This window comes from Corallococcus sp. M7, assembly GCF_054512695.1.
Genome location: NZ_CM137252.1, coordinates 1,455,192 through 1,471,167 on the forward strand (window position 1 = coordinate 1,455,192; position 15,976 = coordinate 1,471,167).

Genomic DNA, 15,976 nt, shown 5'->3' on the forward strand with positions numbered 1-15,976 from the left:
GCTCAGGGGTAGAGCAGCTGCGTCTTCCAGCCCGCGCCATCGCGCAGGTACACGTTGCGCTCGTGCAACCGGCTGGGGCGGGCGTGCCAGAACTCGATGCGGTCCGGCACCACGCGGAAGCCGCTCCAGTGCGGCGGGCGCTCCACCGCGCGGCCCTGGAAGCGCGCCTCCACCTCCGCCACGCGCTGGTCCAGGAGGTCTCGCGAGGGCAGCTCCTCGCTCTGGAGGCTGGCCCACGCGCCAATCTGGCTGCCGCGCGCGCGGCTCTGGAAGTACGCGTCCGCCTCCGCGTCCGACACCTGCTCCACCCGGCCCTCGATGCGGACCTGCTGCTCAAGGGGCTGCCAGAAGAAGCACAGCGCCGCGTACGGGTGCGCACGCAGCTGCTGCCCCTTGCGGCTGTGGTAGTTGGTGAAGAAGACGAAGCCCCGCGCATCGAAGTCCTTGAGCAGCACCACGCGTGAGCTGGGGCGGCCCTGGTCGTCCACGGACGCCACCACCATGGCGTTGGGGTCCACGGGGATGGCGGCCTTCGCCTGGGCGAAGAGGTCGGCGAAGCGCTGGATGGGGTCGGGCGGGATATTCGTCACGCGGCGCACCATAGGAAACACGGCCCCGGCGCGCACGTTCGCGGTTGACTCCCTGTCGGGACTCGCACGCAATGGCGGGCCTCATGAAGATCCTCTTCATCGCCTCGGAGGTCACCCCCTTCTCGAAGACGGGGGGACTGGGCGACGTGGCCGGGGCCCTGCCCACGGCGCTCGCCGGGCTGGGGCACGACGTGAAGATCGTCACGCCCCGCTACCAGGACGTGCGCAACACCGGACAGTTGCTGCCCACCGGCCAGTCCCTGGTGCTGCGCTTCCCCTTCGGTGAGACCGGCGGCCCCATCCTGTCCGCGCGCCTCTCCGAACGCCTGGAGGTCCTCTTCCTGGAGAACGAGGCCTTCTACGGCGGACGCAAGGGGCTCTACGGCGATGGGGGCGGTGAGTTCGCGGACAACCCCCGCCGCTTCGCCTACCTGTGCGTGGGCGCGCTCCAGGCCGCGCAGCGCCTGCGCTTCTTCCCGGACATCATCCACCTGCACGACTGGCAGACGGGGCTCGTTCCGGTGGCGCTGCGCCGGGGCTTCCAGGGCACGCCGCTCGCCCGCGCGAAGTGCGTCTTCACCATCCACAACCTGGCCTACCAGGGGCAGTTCCCCAAGCGGACCATGGAGGACCTGGGGCTGCCGTGGGACCTCTTCACCCCGGAGGGCGTGGAGTTCTACGACCACGTCAACTTCCTCAAGGCCGGGCTCGTCTACTCCGAAGCGCTCACCACCGTGTCGCCCACCTACGCGCGGGAGATTCAAACGCCGGAGCAGGGCTACGGGCTGGATGGCCTCCTGCGCCGCCGCTCGCATGCGCTCACCGGCATCATCAACGGCATCGACGCGCACGAGTGGAACCCCCAGACGGACTCCTACCTGCCCGCGCGCTACGGCCAGGACGACATGACGGGCAAGGCCGTCTGCAAGCGCGCCCTCCTGGAGCACTTCGGCCTGCCCACGCAAGGCAACGCCCCGGTGTTCGGCATCGTCAGCCGGCTGGCGTGGCAGAAGGGCGTGGACCTGCTCCTGGAGACGCTGCCTGCGGCGCTCCAGGCGGACCTGCGGTTCGTGGCGGTGGGCAACGGCGACCCGACCCTGGAGGAAGGGTTGAGGGCGCTCCAGGCCCGCTTCCCGAAGCAGGTGGGCGTGCACATCGGGTTCGACCCGGCGTTGTCACACCTGGTGGAGGCCGGGTCTGATTTCTTCCTCATGCCCAGCCGCTACGAGCCGTGTGGGCTGAACCAGATGTATTCACTGCGCTACGGCACGGTGCCCATCGTCCGGGCCACGGGCGGGCTGGTGGACACGGTGGAGGGGGGCCTGGACGGCAACGGCATCCTCTTCGAGGCCTTCCACCGCTCGGCGCTCCTGGCCGCCATCCGCCGGGCGCTCTCCCTGTACGCGGACCCCGCACGGCTGGGGGACTTCCAGGTGCGGGGCATGGGGAAGGACTTCTCCTGGACCGCGTCCGCCCGGAAGTACGAGGCCCTCTTCCACTCCCTGGTGGAGGAATAGTGGGGCCTCTCCCGGATCCGCGTTAAACTTGCCGCCGTGGCGGAAGCTCCGGACCTGGGTGGCTATGAAGTGGTCGGCCGGCTGGCGGTCGGTGGCATGGCCGAGGTGTATCAGGCGCGTGCCCGTGAGACGACCCAGCGCTCCCCGGGTGAGCCCGAGGAAGTGGTCATCAAGCGGCTGCACCCGTCCTTCCGCAACGACCCCGCGTATGTGAAGGCCTTCGTCGACGAGGCGAAGCTCACGGTGCGCCTGCGCAACGCGCACATCGTGCGGACGTTCCGGCTGTTCCGCGCCGGGCCGGACTACCTCATGGTGCAGGAGCTCGTGAGTGGCCGGACGCTGGGCTACATGCAGGAGCTGCTCATCAAGGCCGGCGCCGCGATGCCGCCGGAGTCCGCCTGCTACATCGCGTGGTGCATCCTCAAGGCGCTGGACTACATCCACCGCGCCAAGGTGGGGGAGAACGGCGCCACCATCGTCCACCGCGACGTGAACCCCGCCAACGTGCTCCTGGGCGTCCAGGGCGACGTGAAGCTCACCGACTTCGGCGTGGCGGAGGTCGAGGGGATGATCCGCGGCGACTCCGGCGCGCTGCGCGGCACGCTGCCGTACATGAGCCCGGAGCAGGTGCTGGGGCAGGCGGTGGACGCCCGCACGGACCTGTACGCGGTGGGCGTCATCCTCTGGGAGCTGTGGGCCGGCCGCCGCCTCTTCACCGGCGACAACGAGGCGCAGCTGATGCACCAGGTGCGCGACGCTCGCGTGCCGCTGCTCTCCACGCTGTCCCCGGACCTGCCGGACTACGCGGCGCGGGTGGCGCGCAAGGCGCTGTTCGCGGACCGGGCCCGCCGCTTCCAGACCGCGGCGGAGTTCATCAAGGCGCTGGAGGTCCTGGCGCGCCGCGCGGGCTGGCCCCTGACGGTGGAGGCGCTGCAGCCTCTGCTGGGCGGCTGATGCGCTCGCGCCGGGTGGTGCTCGGGCTGGACCTGGCCGGCATCCTTTGCATGTCCGGCTGCCTGGGCGTGGTGCCCTTCCGCCCGCGCGCCTACGACGAGGCGGTGCGGGTGGAGGCGGTGGACGTGGCCTTCACGCGCGACGGCTCAGGGGCGCTCACGCTGAAGCTCCAGGTGGGCAACCCGTCCTCGGACGCGGCCACGCTCACGCGCGTGGACTTCGACCTGCGCGTGGACGGCCGGCGCGTGGCCACGGGCGAGCAGGTGATGGGCGTGCCCCTGGACGGCAAGGGCCAGGTCCCCCTGGAGGTCTACTTCCCGCTGGCGGTGGCGCGCGGCGGTGGCCGTCCGGAGACAGGGTCGCACTTGGTGCGGGTGGAGGGCGGCGTGGTGCTGCGCTTCGGAGGCTCCGAGCGGCGCGCGCCCTTCCGCGACGCGCGCTCGCTGGACCTCGCGTGGGTGCCGGGCGGGGAGTCCAGCCCGGCGCAGTGAAGCGCCTTCAGCTCTTGGCGTCTGGCGCCGTGCCGGAGTCGGGAGGCTGCCGCGGCGGGCCCCCGGGGCCGTCGTCCTTGGAGGGCGCCGGGACACCGTCGCGGGGCTGTCCGTCCGGGATGCCGGGCGCGGCGCTCTTGAGGCGGGACATCCGCACGCGGTCGATGCGGGCGCCCTCCTTGGTGGCCACGACGAACTGCCAGCCGTTGTAGGTGAAGCGCTCGCCCACGTCCGGCAGGTGGCCCGCGAGCGAGGACAGGTAGCCGCCCAGCGTGTCGAAGTCGCCCTCCGGCAGCGGGAAGCCGAAGAGCTTGGTGAACTGATCCACCTCCATGGCGGCGTCCACCAGCGAGGTGCCGTCGGCCATCTTCTCGACGAGCTTCTCCTCCACCTCGAACTCGTCGCCGATGTCGCCCACGATTTCGCGGAGGATGTCCTCCAGCGTGACGACGCCCATGAAGCCGCCGTACTCGTCGACGACCATGGCCATGTGGATCTTCCGCTTCTGCATGTCGCGCAGCAGGTCGCCCACGGGCTTCATCCACGGCACGAAGTGGGCGGGGCGGATGACGTCCTGCAGGACGATGAGCTCCGGGTGCTGGAGCAGCGGGATGAGGTCGCGCGCGTGCAGCACGCCGACGATGTGGTCCACGTCGTCCTTGTAGACCGGGATGCGCGAGTGGTTCTCCTCCGCCAGGATGCGCAGCACTTCATCCGGCGGCGTGGTGACGTCCACGGAGATGACGTCCGTGCGGTTGACCATCACGTCGCGGCAGCGCTTGTCGGACAGCTCGAAGATGGAGCGGATGAGCTGCGGGGCGCTCTTGTCCACCTCGTTGCGCGCGGCCTGGGCGGCGAGCAGCTTCTCCAGCTCCTCCAGGGGCGGGGGCGGCGGCTCGAAGCGCAGGGTGCGGCCCATGGTGCGGGCACCCAGGTTGAGCAGGCCCAGCATCAGGCGCATGGGCGGGTAGAGCACTGTCACCAGCAGGGACACCAGGCCCGACAGGCGCAGGGCCCAGCGCTCCGGGTTGCCGTTGGCCAGGCCGCGCAGCGTCACCTCCATGAGGCTGGCCAGCACACCCACGAAGAGGGCGCCCGCGCACACCGTGGCGATGGGCACCCAGGTGGCCTCGGCGTAGCGGCTGAAGTCCAGGAGGCGCGGCGGGACGAAGGCGCCGATGGCGGCGGCGAGGAAGCCGGACAGCACCATGCCCAGGCGCAGGGCGGTGGCGGCGGGTTCGCGGTCCGTCTTGTGGCGGAGCACCCGGCGCGCGGCGACACTCTTGCTCTCCTCCGCGAGCTCCTGGGCGCGCAGGTCGGACGTCCCATAGAGCGCGGACTCCGCGGCGGCGACCAGGGACCTCATGAAGCAGAGGGCCAGGCAGGCGACCCAGAGGGTCCAGGTAGGCATAGGGGGAGGTTCTTATCCCGTGCTAGAGGGGCATACCACCCTGGCGGGAGGCACCATGCGGGGACGTCGGATGTACGTCATTGGCGGACTGCTGGGCGCGCTGGCGGCGCCCCCGGCGGCCCTGGCCTGGCCGGTGGACCAGGCCCTGACGCTGGAGCCCGGCAAGGAGACCTTCCAGAAGCTCACCGCCGTGGACTGGGCGGAGTCCGACGCGCCCAACGTCGTGACGGCGGAGGCGCTGGCCGGGAGCGGCGAGCTGCTCCTGACGCCCCATGCCGCCGGCATCGCGCGGGTGCTGCTCTACGCCGAGGGCCGCTTCGCGGTGTGGCGGGTGATGGTGGGGCCCATCGAGCTGCAGAACACCACGGCCCAGCTCGCGGCGGCGAAGAAGGCCTGCCCGGACCTGAAGGCCACGGAAGGCGTGGAGCGCAACCTCACGGCGACGGTGAAGGACAACGCGTGCCGGCTGGCGCTGCGCACGTTCCTCAAGACGCACGCGTACCTGGCGAAGGAGCTGGAGCTGACGTTCGCGGTGGAGCAGCTCCAGGCGCAGCTGGAGGACTTCGAGGCGGGCATGCCGCCGGGGCTGACGGTGCGCTACAGCGGCGCGGGGCTGGTGTTGTCCGGGAAGACGGACCGCGAGGGCCACCGCAAGGCGCTGTGGGCGCTGTTCGACCGCGCCGTGGGCCGCGTGCCGCTGGAGGACCGCACGGAGGTGGAGGCGCCGCCGAAGGAGCAGGACGCCGCGAAGCAGGAGGCGCTCGACGCGACGGTGTCGGACGTGCCGCGGGACGCCGGGGTGCCGCCCGCGCCGCCTCCGCCGGTGAAGCGCAAGCCGGCTCCGGCTCCGAAGAAGCCCCGCTGAAGCCTGAGGCGCGCCGGAGGGCAGCCGCTTGCGGTAGAACCGTGGGTGGAGGTCCGACGGAATGATGAACGGAGTGAAGCGCGCGGGGTTCGCGCTGGTGCTGGCGCTGACGGTGGGGCCTGGGGCCGCGTGGGCGCAGGTGGATGAGGACGACGGCTCGGCGGTGGTGGTGGACCTGCCGGAGATGGACCGGGGCTGCCCGGTGAAGCCGGAGTTCCTGCCGATGACGCCCATGGGGCAGGTGGGCATCGACCGGCTGGGCTGGCTGGTGCACCAGGCCATCATCCCGGCCTCGAAGGACAAGTTCTTCCAGGCGGGGGCGCGCAGCCGCTCCGGGGTGAAGCCGGTGCCCATGGAGCAGGCGAAGAAGCTGGGCGCGCTGGACACGACCAAGGCGCCCATCTGGGTCTTCGGCAAGGAGAAGGCGAAGGCCTGCAAGGGCACGCCCATCGCGTACTGGGCGGTGCGGATGGGGACGGACGAGGACCGCCAGACGTACCTGATGGCGGAGCTGGCGACGGAGTGTGAGGTGCTGCCGCCCGGCCGGCTCGCGGGGACGCCCATCGCGCTGCGGCAGAAGGACGAGCCCACGGGGTGCGTGCTGCGCCGGCCCAACCGGAGCCTGATTGGCAAGGAATCGGACGGCATCCCGCCGGACTACGCGGAGCACATCCCGCCGCAGGACTGCGCGGCGCCGGAGTGCGCGCGGTTGTGGGAGTACTTCGGCGTGACGGGCGACGAGGGCGAGGGCGCGTTCGACCTGACGGTGTCCTATCTGCACAAGAACGGCAGCAACCCGTGCAACTGGGCGACGGACGACCTGTCCATGTTGTTCGTGCGGGGGCGGGAGAGCACGGCGCTGACGCCGCTCAAGCCAGGAGGTCAGTTGTTCGGAGGCCTCTGGGACTTCAGCGGCCCGCGCTTCATCCTGAGCCGGGAGATGGGCGTGCTCTACGCGTACGACTACCAGAAGCTGAAGGCCGCGCCGAAGGCCGTGCGCTACGGGAGCCCCACGGAAGAGGACCTCATCCACGCGAAGCGCACGCTGTCGCCGTGCAAGAAGTAGCCGCGCTCAAGCCGTGAAGCCAAAGCCCCTGGACGCTGGTGTCAGCATCCAGGGGCTTTTCGCGTGAAGCGGTCCAAGAAGGGAGAGATCCGCCATGCGCCTCTATCGCCCGGTCGGGCTTCAAGAGTTGCTGTTGATCTACCGGTCGGGGATGCGGCGTTTTCCGCCGCGCCTGCCGGAGCAGCCCATCTTCTACCCGGTGCTCAACGAGCCGTATGCCCGGCAGATCAGCCGGGACTGGAATGCCACAAGCCCCGAAGGCGCTGGCTACGTCACGGCGTTCGACGTGGAGGACTCCCACGCGGCGTCATTCGAGGTCCAGCAGGTCGGTGCCCGGATGCACCAGGAACTCTGGGTCCCGGCCGAAGCCCTGGATGCGTTCAACCATCACATCCAGGGACGGATCCGCGTGACCGCCGCGGACTTCGGTCCCCACTTCGTTGGCCATGTTCCGACTGCGTTCTCTCTGCGCGGGCAGAATGCGCGGACCCAACTGGAGACCCTGATTGGGATCCACGGGTACAACGGGATGGACTTCCACGGAGAGGTGACCGCGAACCACGAGGCCGTGTTCGCGCACTTCCCCTACTGGGAGCAGATCGCCACCGGGAATGGGCTCCAGGTGCTGGAAGCCATTCGCAAGGTGTGGAGCGGGGCTTTCCCGGAGACACCGCCGGGGTGCCAGCCATCATGAAGCGATACTTCCAGCACGCCGCCGAATCAGACCTGGGCGAGGGAATGGCCTACCTGGAGATCATCGACGGATGGCCGAGCCGTCAGGTCGAGGTCTATGGCGAGGTGTGGCGATGGGGCGACGCCGAGCATCCTGAATGGCTGGCGGATCAGCCCTTTTCGGAGTTGGCGTTGGAGGACGAGCACGCCATGCCGCCAGAAGCGTTTGAACATCTCTGGCGGGAAGCGTTGCGCCGCAGCCCGGCCACAGAGTGAGAGACTGGAGGCTTGGTAATGAATTGGTCCGTCTACGCTGATTTGTCGCGCTCACTGACCGAGGCGGAGCGAGGGTCTGTCGCTCAGGCGCTCGACGAACTCGTGCCCGGTAGTGGTTGTGTCGGCCCGCAGAAGGGCGACGTCGACGAAGTGTACTTTCGCGTGGACGCTGCCTCTTCCGCGGAAGCGAGCGTGACCGCCGCGAGGCTGCTGGATGTCATCCTTGAGAAGGCGGGTGTCCAGGTTCGATACGAGATCCAGTTGCAGCCCGGCCACTGACACCTACTCCGTCCACGGCCCTCGCCGCGTGGGCTCCGTCAACGCCTGACCAAGCGCCGCCAGGAAGCGCTTTCGCGGCCAGGACTCCGCGCCGAAGCGCTCCAGGTGCTCTGTCTCCACCTGGCAGTCGATGAGCTGGAAGCCCCAGCCCTTGAAGCGCTCCACCGCCGTGGCGAACGCCACCTTCGACGCGTCCGGCGCCAGCGCGAACATGCTCTCTCCGAAGTACGCCGCGCCCAGTGACACGCCGTACAGCCCGCCCACCAGCACCTCGCCGTCCCACGCCTCCACCGAGTGCGCCAGCCCCAGCTCGTGCAACCGGATGTACGCCTGCTTCATCGCGTCCGTAATCCAGGTGCCGTCCTGCCCCGGCCGGTGCACGCGCGAGCACGCGTCGATGACCTTCGCGAACACGGTGTCGTAGCGCACCGTGTACGTGCCCCGGTTCATCACCTTGCGCAGCGAACGCCCTACGTGAATCTTGTCCGGCTCCAGCACGAAGCGCGGGTCGGGCGAGTGCCACAGGATGGGCTGCCCCTCGCTGTACCAGGGGAAGATGCCCTGCGAGTACGCGGCCACCAGCCGCTCCGGGCGCAGGTCGCCGCCCACCGCGAGCAGGCCGCTCTTGTCCGCCTTGGAGGGCGGGGGGAACAGCTCTGGCTCGTCGTCACTCAGCAGGTAGATGGGCACGCGTGCGCCCCAGTCTAGCGGGACACGTTGAGCTTCACGTCACCCTTCAGGAAGTAGGGGACCTGCAACATGGGGCCCTTCAGCTCGCCCTTCACGCTGTAGGGCAGCACGCCCTTCCCGATGAGCGCCTTGACGCCCGGCCCCCAGGACTGGGCCGTCACCGCCACCTCCACCGGGTACACGCCCGTGGCGGACGCATCCACCGAGTCCGCCTGCGCCGTCGTGCCCTCCTCCAGGGGCTTGTCCGCCACGGCGACCTGGTAGGTCAGCGAGTCCAGCCGCAGCGGGAACGGGTTCGGGTTGCGCACGCCCAGCCGCAGGTTGATCTGCACCTCCTCCGGCGAATAGCGCGCGGCGTCCAGGCTCTCCACGATGACCTCCGGCAGCCGGGGCACGCGCACGGCGCGGCTGGCGGCGAAGGGCAGGGTCTCCTCGCTGCCCCCGGAGCGCACCACCAGCGTGCCGCGCAGCGCGATGAGCACCGTGCCGCCCTGGGCGCTCAGGCGGGCCAGGTCCTCCGGGCTCTTCACGTAGGAGGACTTCTCCTCGATGGAGAAGTCCGCGGGGGTCCCCGGCGCGAACGGCACCCCCAGCTTCGCGGAGCCCGTCTTCACCACCTGCCCGTCGGCGACGAGCTCGTAGTCGGCCCGCTCCACGACGCCGTTGGCGGTGCCGGTGATTTGTCCGGTGTAACGCACGGAGGCGTCGGTGAGCCCCTGGGAGACGACGGCGGTCTCCTGGGCCGTCAGGGCAGGGGGCCCGCCGGAGCGGACGGGGGCGGAGGCACACCCGGAGTTGAGGGCGAACAGCGCGGACACCAGGGCCATCAGGCAGGTCGAGCGATTCACAAAGGACATTCTGGGGAGGCCAGGGGCTGGTCCCAAGGGGATTTCCGCTAGACTGTCCACCAACCGTGGCTCCCCGACGTCCCAACTTCAACCGGACCCTGCGCTCCCTCATCCGGGACATCGCCGCGCGCATGCCCGAGTTCAGCCACGTGAAGGTGGGACGCATCCTGGTGGTGGCCGGCGAGGCCCGCCGGGCGTCGCGAGGCACGGTGAAGCCCCTGTGCTTCAAGGGGGGCAAGAGCATCGACAAGGCGGGGCGGCGCAAGCCGGTGGTTCGCATCCGGGGCCGCCGCATCCTGTACTGCATCACGCTGCGCCCGCTCTTCTTCCGGGGCTCCACCGCGAAGTCGCGGCTGGAGACGCTGATGCACGAGCTCTTCCACATCTCGCTGCGCTTCGACGGCACGCTGCACGCGGGCCGCCGCCACGCGAAGCTGGGCGCGGAGTTCGGGCGCCGCCTGCGTCCGCTGGTGCGCCGCTACCTGAAGCTGTGCCCGGAGGCGCTGCTCACGGACCTGGCGCACTCGGGCGAGGTGCGGGTGCTCCAGTGGCTGGAGCGTCCGGGGCCGGCCTACCACCCGCGCGCGTCGCACCGCCGCGTGCGCAAGGTCTACACGGAGGAGCAGCTCTACTCCGGAGTGACCCGTATGGTGACGCCGCGTCCGCGCGTGGCCCGCGAGGCCCACGTGCGCGACGACAAGGTGCACTGAAGGGCGCTGATGGCCGCGCCCACCGACTTCGTCAGCCTGGGAGCGCTCCACCGCGACCTGGAGGAGCTGTTCCTCCTGCACCAGGAAGCGTTGATGGGCATGGACCTGCCCGTCGCGCGCGAACGGTTGGCGCTCTATCGAGATGAGCTGACGCGGCACCTGGAGGCGGAGGAGGCGCTGCTCCTGCCGGAACTGCCGCGCGCGGGACGCATCCGAGGCGCCGCGCCAGAGCTCTTCACCGGCGAGCACCAGCGCATGCGGGAGCTGCTGGCGAAGTGTCAGGAGGCCGTGGACGCGCTGGACGCGAGCGCGCCGGACTATCGCCGAGCCGTGCTCCGTGTGTTCGACATGGAGAGCACGTTCAAGCACCTGGAGCACCACCACTCGCTGCGCGAGGAGACGTACCTGTTCCCCGCGTTGGATGGAGTGCTGGGTGAGGAGGAACGGCGGGCCCTGCTGACCGCGTTCCTAGCGCGCACTAGTTCTCCGAAGGTGTGAACCGGGCGAGGTCGTGGAGGCCAAGCGCGCGCTCCAACTGAGCCACCTCCTTGAGCGCGTTCTCGAAACCGTTGTTCCCCAGCACCCGGTGTTCCTGCGCTTCGAAGCGCTCGCCGAGCTCCGTGAATTGCTTCTCGTCGAAGAGGTCGCGGAAGGCGGGGAACAGGTCCGTGTCCTCACGCGCGGCGTGCGGCCGGTACATGCGGATGAACCAGGTGAGCTGCCGCGCGGCCGTGGCCCTGGGCTGGGGTTGCGTGAGGGCGTCGCGGCCCGAGGTCGCGGCGAGGATGGACGCGGTGAGCTTGCGCCCGGCGGCGTGTTGCTCGAGCAGCACCTGGACGAGCTCCTTCTGCTGGCCCGCCTTCACCAGCCGGGGGGACACCTCCGTCTCCTCTGTCTTCTCGTGGTAGTCCTCGCCAAAGCGGCGCATGAGCCGGGTGGCCTGCGCGAGCACCTCCACGGGCGCCTTCTCTTCACGAAGGTCGAGGCGGCGAGCGATCTCCTCGTACATCAGGAGCGTGCGGCGGATGATGCCGTGCTCGCGCATCAGGTCCTCGGTGGCGTTCACCTCCGCGGGCTTGGACTTGGGCGCCGCGTTCGCGGTGCTTCCAACGCCGAGCACGACGACCGTGGACAAGAACCGGCGACGGCTGGACGCCTCATTCATGGACATGCCCCCTGTATGAGCCGCCGTCCCGCTGGCCGAACCTGTCCGACAGTCGAACAGGTCTGTGCGCGGCGCGACTGCTAGTCGACGGCATGCGAAGCTCGTCCCTGAGCGCGACACATGAGCGATTTCGTGACGGCGTGGCATGTGGAGTCGGCGGGCAGGACGGGGGCGGACCGCGTGCGGGTTCTGACGCGAGGGGACGCGACGGTGCTCGTGGTGGCGGATGGGGCGGGGAACTCACGGCGTGGCGCAGAGGCCGCGGAGGCCGTCCTGCATGGCGTCCAGGACGCCGTGGAGGCCGGGGCCGATGTGGAGCGCGAAGAGACCTGGCGCGATGTGCTGGTGCGGTGCGACGCGGAGCTGGTGGCCTCGGGACAGGGAGGAGAAACCACCGCCGTGGTCGCCTGTGTCACCCCGCGGCGCGTGGTGGGGGCCAGCGTGGGGGATTCGGAGTTGTGGCTGTTCCAGGGCGGCGAAGCGATCGAGCTGACGGAGCAGCAACACCGCAAGCCCCTGCTCGGCAGCGGGCGGGCTCGGCCCGTCACCTTCGAGCGCGTGTGGCGAGGCGGCGTTCTCCTCGGCGCGTCAGACGGATTGTTCAAGTACGTCGACCTCCGTCGCATCCAGGAGCATGTGGTCCGCGCCGATGCGAACGCCGCGGTGCTCGCGCTGGCCGCGCTGCCTCGACTCGCGAGCGGCGCGCTCCCGGATGACGTGGGGCTCGTCCTGTGCCGCCCGAGCGCTCCACGCCCCTGACTCCGTCCTGGCTCACGGGTGCCGGTTGCGCGTGACTCCTGCTGCTCGCGCCGCCTGCATCCGTCAGGCAGGACCTGGCACTCCTGAACTCCATTCGGGGCACCTCCCGCCGGACGCGGTCATCCAAAACCTGTAGGACAGTCGGACAAGTTTGTACGGTGCGCTGCCGACGGGGCGTCCCCGTGAGGTTCTCGGCTTCTCATCCGTGAGATGCGGACCCGCGTCCGCGGCCCGGGGCCGGGAAGCGCAGGGTAGGGCGGGCGGGCAGGGGGGCCGTCGTCCCCCTGGCTCTGCCTGACGTCGAGGCGTGCATGGTGTTCTCGCGCCCGCTGGCTCGAACGAGGTTTCCTCCTGGTGGGACGCGGGGTCTGGGTGTGGTGCTGGGCGCTCATGGCGCTGGCGCTCGCGGGTTGCGACCCGGGGGCGGAGCTGAAGCCCTGTGCCGTGGACTGCGAGGGCGCGGCCTGCGCGGCCTGTGTCACGTCCCTGCCCGAGGAGACCGTCCGGCCCGCGCTCGCGTGTGATCAGCTCCCCGCGCCGTCACGGTGCCTGGGCCCTCGGGTGCTGGAGCGCTGCGTGGATGGCGCCGTGCACCGGGAGGACTGCGCGGAGGACACGACCTGCGTCGAATCGCCGGAGGTCGCCTGTGTCTCGGGCTCGGCGTGTGTCGACGGCGTCTCGCGGTGCACGGAGTCCAAGGCCTTGCAGGTGTGCACGAACGGCCGGTGGGTCGCGCGGGCCTGTGACGTTGCCTGCGAGGCCGCGCCTGGACGGGGCTTCTGCGGCAGGCCCGGGCCCACGTTGAGCGGCACGGTGCGCTACGCGCGCCGCTTCCCGGATGCGGAGTTCCGCGCATGGACGCCGGACGTGGAGCCGGTGCCGGCTCGCGGGTTCCTCATCGTGTCGTTCCAGGGCTCGAAGGTGCTCGACTCGCAGGTGACGGATGACGCCGGCCGCTTCACGCTGAAGGTGTCGTCGTCCCCGGGAGATGACGACCGCGTCGTCGTGTACGCGGCCGGCCGGGGGCGGGACGGCGCGGTGGCCTACGCGGTGGCGGACCCCGGGCTGCCGGGCGCGCAGTCGGTGAAGGCGGCGCCGGGGGACGCGGCCCGCATCTGGAGTTGGTCGCGCACGACGCGCGAGCTGTCGGAGCAACCCGTGTTCACCCTCGCCGAGTCCGAGGGCTCCGGCGCGGCGGCGGTGTTCGACGTGCTGGGCACGGCCTGGCGCCGGATGCGCGAGCGCTACGGCGGACGCGACGGCCTGCCCATCGTGGCGTGGCTGGGCTTCGGGACGACCTGGTCCTGCGGGGCGTGCTTCGCGCCGTGGCCGGTGACGGCGGTGGGCCGGAGCTGGGACGCGCAGGTGTGGCTGCCGGGGGACTCGGATGCGGCGTGGTGGTCGGACGCGATGGTGATGCACGAGCTGGGGCACTGGGTGATGGCCAGCCGGGGCACCAGCCCGGAAGAGGGTGGGCCGCACTACGTGGGCGTGCCCACCTTCCCGGGACAGGCTTGGAGCGAGGGCTGGGCCACCTGGTTCAGCACGGACGCGCGCCGCAGTCCCCGCTACTTCGACCGGCAGGGCGGGACGCTGTTCTGGGTGGACCTGTCCGCGCGAGCCTCCTCGGTGAGTCCCTGGACGCGGCCCCGCGCGGAAGACGGCCTGCTCCAGCCCTTGGACGAGAACGAGGTGGCCGCCATCCTCTACCGCACGGCCACAGGCACACCGTCGAGCCAGCCCCTCTACGACGCGCTCGCCGCGCCCGCGATGAACCGGTCGCCCTGGGCGCGCGGCTACACGCGGCACACCTGGACGCGGGATGAGAAGGGCGCGCTCACGGACGTGGTGGACACGGGCAGGCCCTCACCGTGTCTCGCGGACTTCCTGGACGCGCTGATGTGCCAGGGCTTCCCGAGCACCCGGGTGGACGCGGCCACCGAACCCGCGACTTCCTTTCCGTATCCCAGCCACGAGCCCCTGTGCCCATGACGCCGCCACGACGCCGAAGCCACGCGCCCGTGATGGCGTCGGAGGCCCGAGCCCATGACGAGCCTTTGAGTCGCATGTCACAGGCGCTTGCCGTGGCCTCGAGCTTCGGAGCCCCGTACCCATGAAGCTTCCTCGTTCGATGCCGCGAAGCAGGCGGTCCACCGCGATGAACCTCCTGCGCCCCCTGATGCGCAAACGCGTGGCGGGGGCCGTGCTGGCGCTGGCGCTCGTCGGAGCGCTTTCGGCCGGCATGGCTTCTGGCGTGGACCGCGTGCGGCGCAAGAAGCCGCCCAGGCCTTCCGAATCACCTCCTCAGGCGGCGCAGGAGAAGCCCGTCCACGCGTCCTCGCCGACGCTCCTCGCATCCGCGCGGTCGGTGGCGCTGCCAGCGCACGGAATGCCTTCATGGGACCTGCCGTCGCGCGAAGCGCAGCGCTCGCGGCCTGTTGTCCCGACGAAGACCCATGTCACGGACGTGACGACAACGGTGCTCACGCGAAGCCCGGAGGATGGCGTCACGGCCACGGACAGCCCCGCGCCAGCGGCCACGGTGCTCCCCGCCACGGCGCGCATCCCCGCGCCGCTGCACGTCTCCTGGCGGGTGGTGGACGCCAGCGCGGACACGGTGCGGCTCGTTGCACGGCTGGACCGGAGCCCGGGCTTCACCGCGCCCGTGGAGGTCTCCCTTCGCGTGCCGCCGCGAACGATTCTCCGGGAAGGCCCCACGTCGCCCATCGTGCTGGACGGAGACACGCGGGAAGTCCCCTGGACCCTGGACCTGCCCGAGGGCTCCCGCCCCGATGACGACCTCGTGCTGCTGGCGAGCGCCGGAGGCGAGTCCTTCGGCGTCCACGCGGAGGCGCGCTACCACTTCGGCCGGACGCTCACGGAGTCACCGCGTCCCACGCCCACGGGGCCTCCGCTGCCAGAGGCCCTCATGCGCTCCCGCGAATAGCCCCGGACTCAGTCCAGGTTGAAGTACACGTCGTCGATGGCGCCGTGGAACTGGTCGTTGTTGTTCCCGGCGCTCTTCGCCCCGATGGCGACGGGCTGTCCCACCGGGTTGATGTCGTAGGTGCTGGCGAGCAGCGCGCTGCCCCGGGCGACGTTGTCGACGAGGATGGTCAGCGTGGTGCTGGTGCGCTGGCACGTCACCTTGTGCCAGGCGCCGTCCGCGATGCCCACGGACGCCTTGACGATGACGGCGTCCGCGCCGCCGGTGGTGCGCACCACGCAGCTCGGCTTGCCCGTCACCGCGTCGTCCAACTGGAGCTTCCACTGCGCCGTGCTGTAGAGCCCCTTCTGCACCAGGTTGGACCCGTGGTCCGCGCTCAGCTCCGCGAGCGTCACGCGGACGCGCGCGCCAAAGGAGAACAGCGCCGTGCCCGGGTTGAGCGACACCGAGTCCGCCGCGCTGATGAACGCCTTCGCGCACGCCGTCCCAACACAGACGGCGGGGAAGCGCACGCCCTGGCCCTCATAGCCCGGCGTCTCCACCGTGACGGCGCCGCCGTTGCTCGACTGCACCGTGCCGGTGTGGCCCTTGCCGCTGTCGTCCACCACGGTGGTCACCGGGTCGGACACCGACTCGAACCTGTAACGCAGCTTCTGGCTCACCGCGCCGGCCGTCACCGGCCCCAGCAGCAACACCGTGGCCAGCCCCACGCGCATCGGATGGTTTCGCATGGCTC

Annotated in this window: 19 protein-coding genes; 13 read left to right on the plus strand and 6 right to left on the minus strand. The window is 70.6% G+C overall.

Annotation, left to right across the window (positions count from 1 at the left end; translation table 11 throughout):
• Positions 1-2: 2 nt before the first annotated feature.
• A complete protein-coding gene (pdxH, locus tag ACX114_RS06050; RefSeq protein WP_459295619.1) occupies positions 3-602 on the minus strand; it encodes a pyridoxamine 5'-phosphate oxidase in 600 nt (199 codons plus the stop codon).
• A 71-nt stretch (positions 603-673) separates the two neighbouring features.
• Here pdxH and glgA point away from each other — a divergent pair, with 71 nt between their 5' ends.
• Genes glgA through ACX114_RS06065 form a run of 3 tightly spaced genes read left to right on the plus strand, consistent with a single transcriptional unit; the run spans position 674 to position 3,552 of the window.
• Positions 674-2,107: a glycogen synthase GlgA gene (gene glgA, locus ACX114_RS06055; RefSeq protein ID WP_459295621.1), complete on the plus strand. Its 1,434-nt coding sequence runs from the start codon at positions 674-676 to the stop codon at positions 2,105-2,107.
• Positions 2,108-2,143: 36 nt separating this feature from the next.
• On the plus strand, positions 2,144-3,061 hold the full coding sequence (locus ACX114_RS06060) for a serine/threonine protein kinase (RefSeq protein ID WP_223740529.1): 918 nt from the start codon (positions 2,144-2,146) through the stop codon (positions 3,059-3,061).
• A complete protein-coding gene (locus tag ACX114_RS06065) occupies positions 3,061-3,552 on the plus strand; it encodes a hypothetical protein (protein ID WP_459295624.1) in 492 nt (163 codons plus the stop codon). The genes ACX114_RS06060 and ACX114_RS06065 overlap by 1 nt, the downstream gene beginning before the upstream one ends.
• Positions 3,553-3,559: 7 nt before the next feature.
• On the opposite strand, the gene ACX114_RS06070 is transcribed toward ACX114_RS06065, so the two are convergent.
• Positions 3,560-4,963, minus strand: coding sequence for a hemolysin family protein (locus tag ACX114_RS06070; RefSeq protein ID WP_459295626.1), 1,404 nt, complete (start codon positions 4,961-4,963; stop codon positions 3,560-3,562).
• 55 nt (positions 4,964-5,018) lie between these two features.
• On the opposite strand from ACX114_RS06070, the gene ACX114_RS06075 reads away from it, so the two are divergent.
• The 5 genes from ACX114_RS06075 (at position 5,019) to ACX114_RS06095 (ending at position 8,121) form a co-directional block, all read left to right on the plus strand.
• Entirely contained in the window at positions 5,019-5,828 is an 810-nt protein-coding gene (locus ACX114_RS06075; protein WP_459295628.1) for a hypothetical protein, read from the plus strand.
• Between the two features lie 61 nt (positions 5,829-5,889).
• Positions 5,890-6,894, plus strand: coding sequence for a hypothetical protein (locus ACX114_RS06080; RefSeq protein WP_459295630.1), 1,005 nt, complete (start codon positions 5,890-5,892; stop codon positions 6,892-6,894).
• Between the two features lie 94 nt (positions 6,895-6,988).
• Positions 6,989-7,588: a hypothetical protein gene (locus ACX114_RS06085; RefSeq protein WP_459295632.1), complete on the plus strand. Its 600-nt coding sequence runs from the start codon at positions 6,989-6,991 to the stop codon at positions 7,586-7,588.
• Positions 7,585-7,842, plus strand: a complete 258-nt coding sequence (locus tag ACX114_RS06090; RefSeq protein WP_459295634.1) for a hypothetical protein — start codon at positions 7,585-7,587, stop codon at positions 7,840-7,842. Before ACX114_RS06085 ends, ACX114_RS06090 begins: the two co-directional genes overlap by 4 nt.
• Before the next feature lie 18 nt (positions 7,843-7,860).
• Positions 7,861-8,121: a hypothetical protein gene (locus tag ACX114_RS06095; protein WP_459295636.1), complete on the plus strand. Its 261-nt coding sequence runs from the start codon at positions 7,861-7,863 to the stop codon at positions 8,119-8,121.
• A 3-nt stretch (positions 8,122-8,124) separates the two neighbouring features.
• Here ACX114_RS06095 and aat read toward each other — a convergent pair whose 3' ends face one another.
• Together aat and ACX114_RS06105 are read right to left on the minus strand one after the other, a co-directional pair.
• Positions 8,125-8,811: a leucyl/phenylalanyl-tRNA--protein transferase gene (aat, locus tag ACX114_RS06100; protein WP_459295638.1), complete on the minus strand. Its 687-nt coding sequence runs from the start codon at positions 8,809-8,811 to the stop codon at positions 8,125-8,127.
• Positions 8,812-8,825: 14 nt separating this feature from the next.
• Positions 8,826-9,668: an LEA/WHy family protein gene (locus tag ACX114_RS06105; RefSeq protein ID WP_459295640.1), complete on the minus strand. Its 843-nt coding sequence runs from the start codon at positions 9,666-9,668 to the stop codon at positions 8,826-8,828.
• 56 nt (positions 9,669-9,724) lie between these two features.
• Between ACX114_RS06105 and ACX114_RS06110 the strand changes: the two genes are divergently transcribed.
• Together ACX114_RS06110 and ACX114_RS06115 are read left to right on the plus strand one after the other, a co-directional pair.
• The gene (locus ACX114_RS06110; protein ID WP_206799298.1) at positions 9,725-10,369 is read left to right on the plus strand and encodes a hypothetical protein; all 645 of its coding nucleotides are present in this window, start codon (positions 9,725-9,727) and stop codon (positions 10,367-10,369) included.
• A gap of 9 nt (positions 10,370-10,378) precedes the next feature.
• Positions 10,379-10,867 carry a hemerythrin domain-containing protein gene (locus tag ACX114_RS06115; protein WP_459295642.1) on the plus strand — a complete coding sequence of 163 codons (489 nt, stop codon included), beginning with the start codon at positions 10,379-10,381 and terminating at the stop codon, positions 10,865-10,867.
• On the opposite strand, the gene ACX114_RS06120 is transcribed toward ACX114_RS06115, so the two are convergent.
• The gene (locus tag ACX114_RS06120; RefSeq protein WP_459295644.1) at positions 10,848-11,534 is read right to left on the minus strand and encodes a hemerythrin domain-containing protein; all 687 of its coding nucleotides are present in this window, start codon (positions 11,532-11,534) and stop codon (positions 10,848-10,850) included. The genes ACX114_RS06115 and ACX114_RS06120 overlap by 20 nt on opposite strands.
• 120 nt (positions 11,535-11,654) lie before the next feature.
• Between ACX114_RS06120 and ACX114_RS06125 the strand changes: the two genes are divergently transcribed.
• The 3 genes from ACX114_RS06125 to ACX114_RS06135 all read left to right on the plus strand — a co-directional run bounded on the left by ACX114_RS06125 (position 11,655) and on the right by ACX114_RS06135 (position 15,240).
• The gene (locus tag ACX114_RS06125) at positions 11,655-12,293 is read left to right on the plus strand and encodes a protein phosphatase 2C domain-containing protein (protein WP_459295646.1); all 639 of its coding nucleotides are present in this window, start codon (positions 11,655-11,657) and stop codon (positions 12,291-12,293) included.
• Positions 12,294-12,647: 354 nt separating this feature from the next.
• The gene (locus ACX114_RS06130; protein ID WP_459295648.1) at positions 12,648-14,285 is read left to right on the plus strand and encodes a hypothetical protein; all 1,638 of its coding nucleotides are present in this window, start codon (positions 12,648-12,650) and stop codon (positions 14,283-14,285) included.
• Between the two features lie 121 nt (positions 14,286-14,406).
• Positions 14,407-15,240 carry a hypothetical protein gene (locus tag ACX114_RS06135; protein ID WP_459295650.1) on the plus strand — a complete coding sequence of 278 codons (834 nt, stop codon included), beginning with the start codon at positions 14,407-14,409 and terminating at the stop codon, positions 15,238-15,240.
• An 8-nt stretch (positions 15,241-15,248) separates the two neighbouring features.
• On the opposite strand, the gene ACX114_RS06140 is transcribed toward ACX114_RS06135, so the two are convergent.
• Complete coding sequence (locus tag ACX114_RS06140; protein WP_459295652.1) at positions 15,249-15,971, minus strand: laminin G domain-containing protein; 723 nt, start codon at positions 15,969-15,971, stop codon at positions 15,249-15,251.
• Positions 15,972-15,976: the final 5 nt, after the last annotated feature.

Excerpts from the sequence above, each read along its gene's own strand:
- ACX114_RS06095 (WP_459295636.1), top strand. The coding sequence starts at position 7,861 with ATGAATTGGTCCGTCTACGCTGATTTGTCGCGCTCACTGACCGAGGCG.
- ACX114_RS06085 (WP_459295632.1), top strand. The coding sequence starts at position 6,989 with ATGCGCCTCTATCGCCCGGTCGGGCTTCAAGAGTTGCTGTTGATCTAC.
- ACX114_RS06140 (WP_459295652.1), bottom strand. The coding sequence starts at position 15,971 with ATGCGAAACCATCCGATGCGCGTGGGGCTGGCCACGGTGTTGCTGCTG.
- ACX114_RS06065 (WP_459295624.1), top strand. The coding sequence starts at position 3,061 with ATGCGCTCGCGCCGGGTGGTGCTCGGGCTGGACCTGGCCGGCATCCTT.
- ACX114_RS06080 (WP_459295630.1), top strand. The coding sequence starts at position 5,890 with ATGATGAACGGAGTGAAGCGCGCGGGGTTCGCGCTGGTGCTGGCGCTG.
- ACX114_RS06075 (WP_459295628.1), top strand. The coding sequence starts at position 5,019 with ATGCGGGGACGTCGGATGTACGTCATTGGCGGACTGCTGGGCGCGCTG.
- ACX114_RS06105 (WP_459295640.1), bottom strand. The coding sequence starts at position 9,668 with ATGTCCTTTGTGAATCGCTCGACCTGCCTGATGGCCCTGGTGTCCGCG.
- ACX114_RS06115 (WP_459295642.1), top strand. The coding sequence starts at position 10,379 with ATGGCCGCGCCCACCGACTTCGTCAGCCTGGGAGCGCTCCACCGCGAC.
- ACX114_RS06120 (WP_459295644.1), bottom strand. The coding sequence starts at position 11,534 with ATGAATGAGGCGTCCAGCCGTCGCCGGTTCTTGTCCACGGTCGTCGTG.
- glgA (WP_459295621.1), top strand. The coding sequence starts at position 674 with ATGAAGATCCTCTTCATCGCCTCGGAGGTCACCCCCTTCTCGAAGACG.
- ACX114_RS06135 (WP_459295650.1), top strand. The coding sequence starts at position 14,407 with ATGAAGCTTCCTCGTTCGATGCCGCGAAGCAGGCGGTCCACCGCGATG.
- pdxH (WP_459295619.1), bottom strand. The coding sequence starts at position 602 with ATGGTGCGCCGCGTGACGAATATCCCGCCCGACCCCATCCAGCGCTTC.
- ACX114_RS06090 (WP_459295634.1), top strand. The coding sequence starts at position 7,585 with ATGAAGCGATACTTCCAGCACGCCGCCGAATCAGACCTGGGCGAGGGA.
- ACX114_RS06125 (WP_459295646.1), top strand. The coding sequence starts at position 11,655 with ATGAGCGATTTCGTGACGGCGTGGCATGTGGAGTCGGCGGGCAGGACG.
- ACX114_RS06070 (WP_459295626.1), bottom strand. The coding sequence starts at position 4,963 with ATGCCTACCTGGACCCTCTGGGTCGCCTGCCTGGCCCTCTGCTTCATG.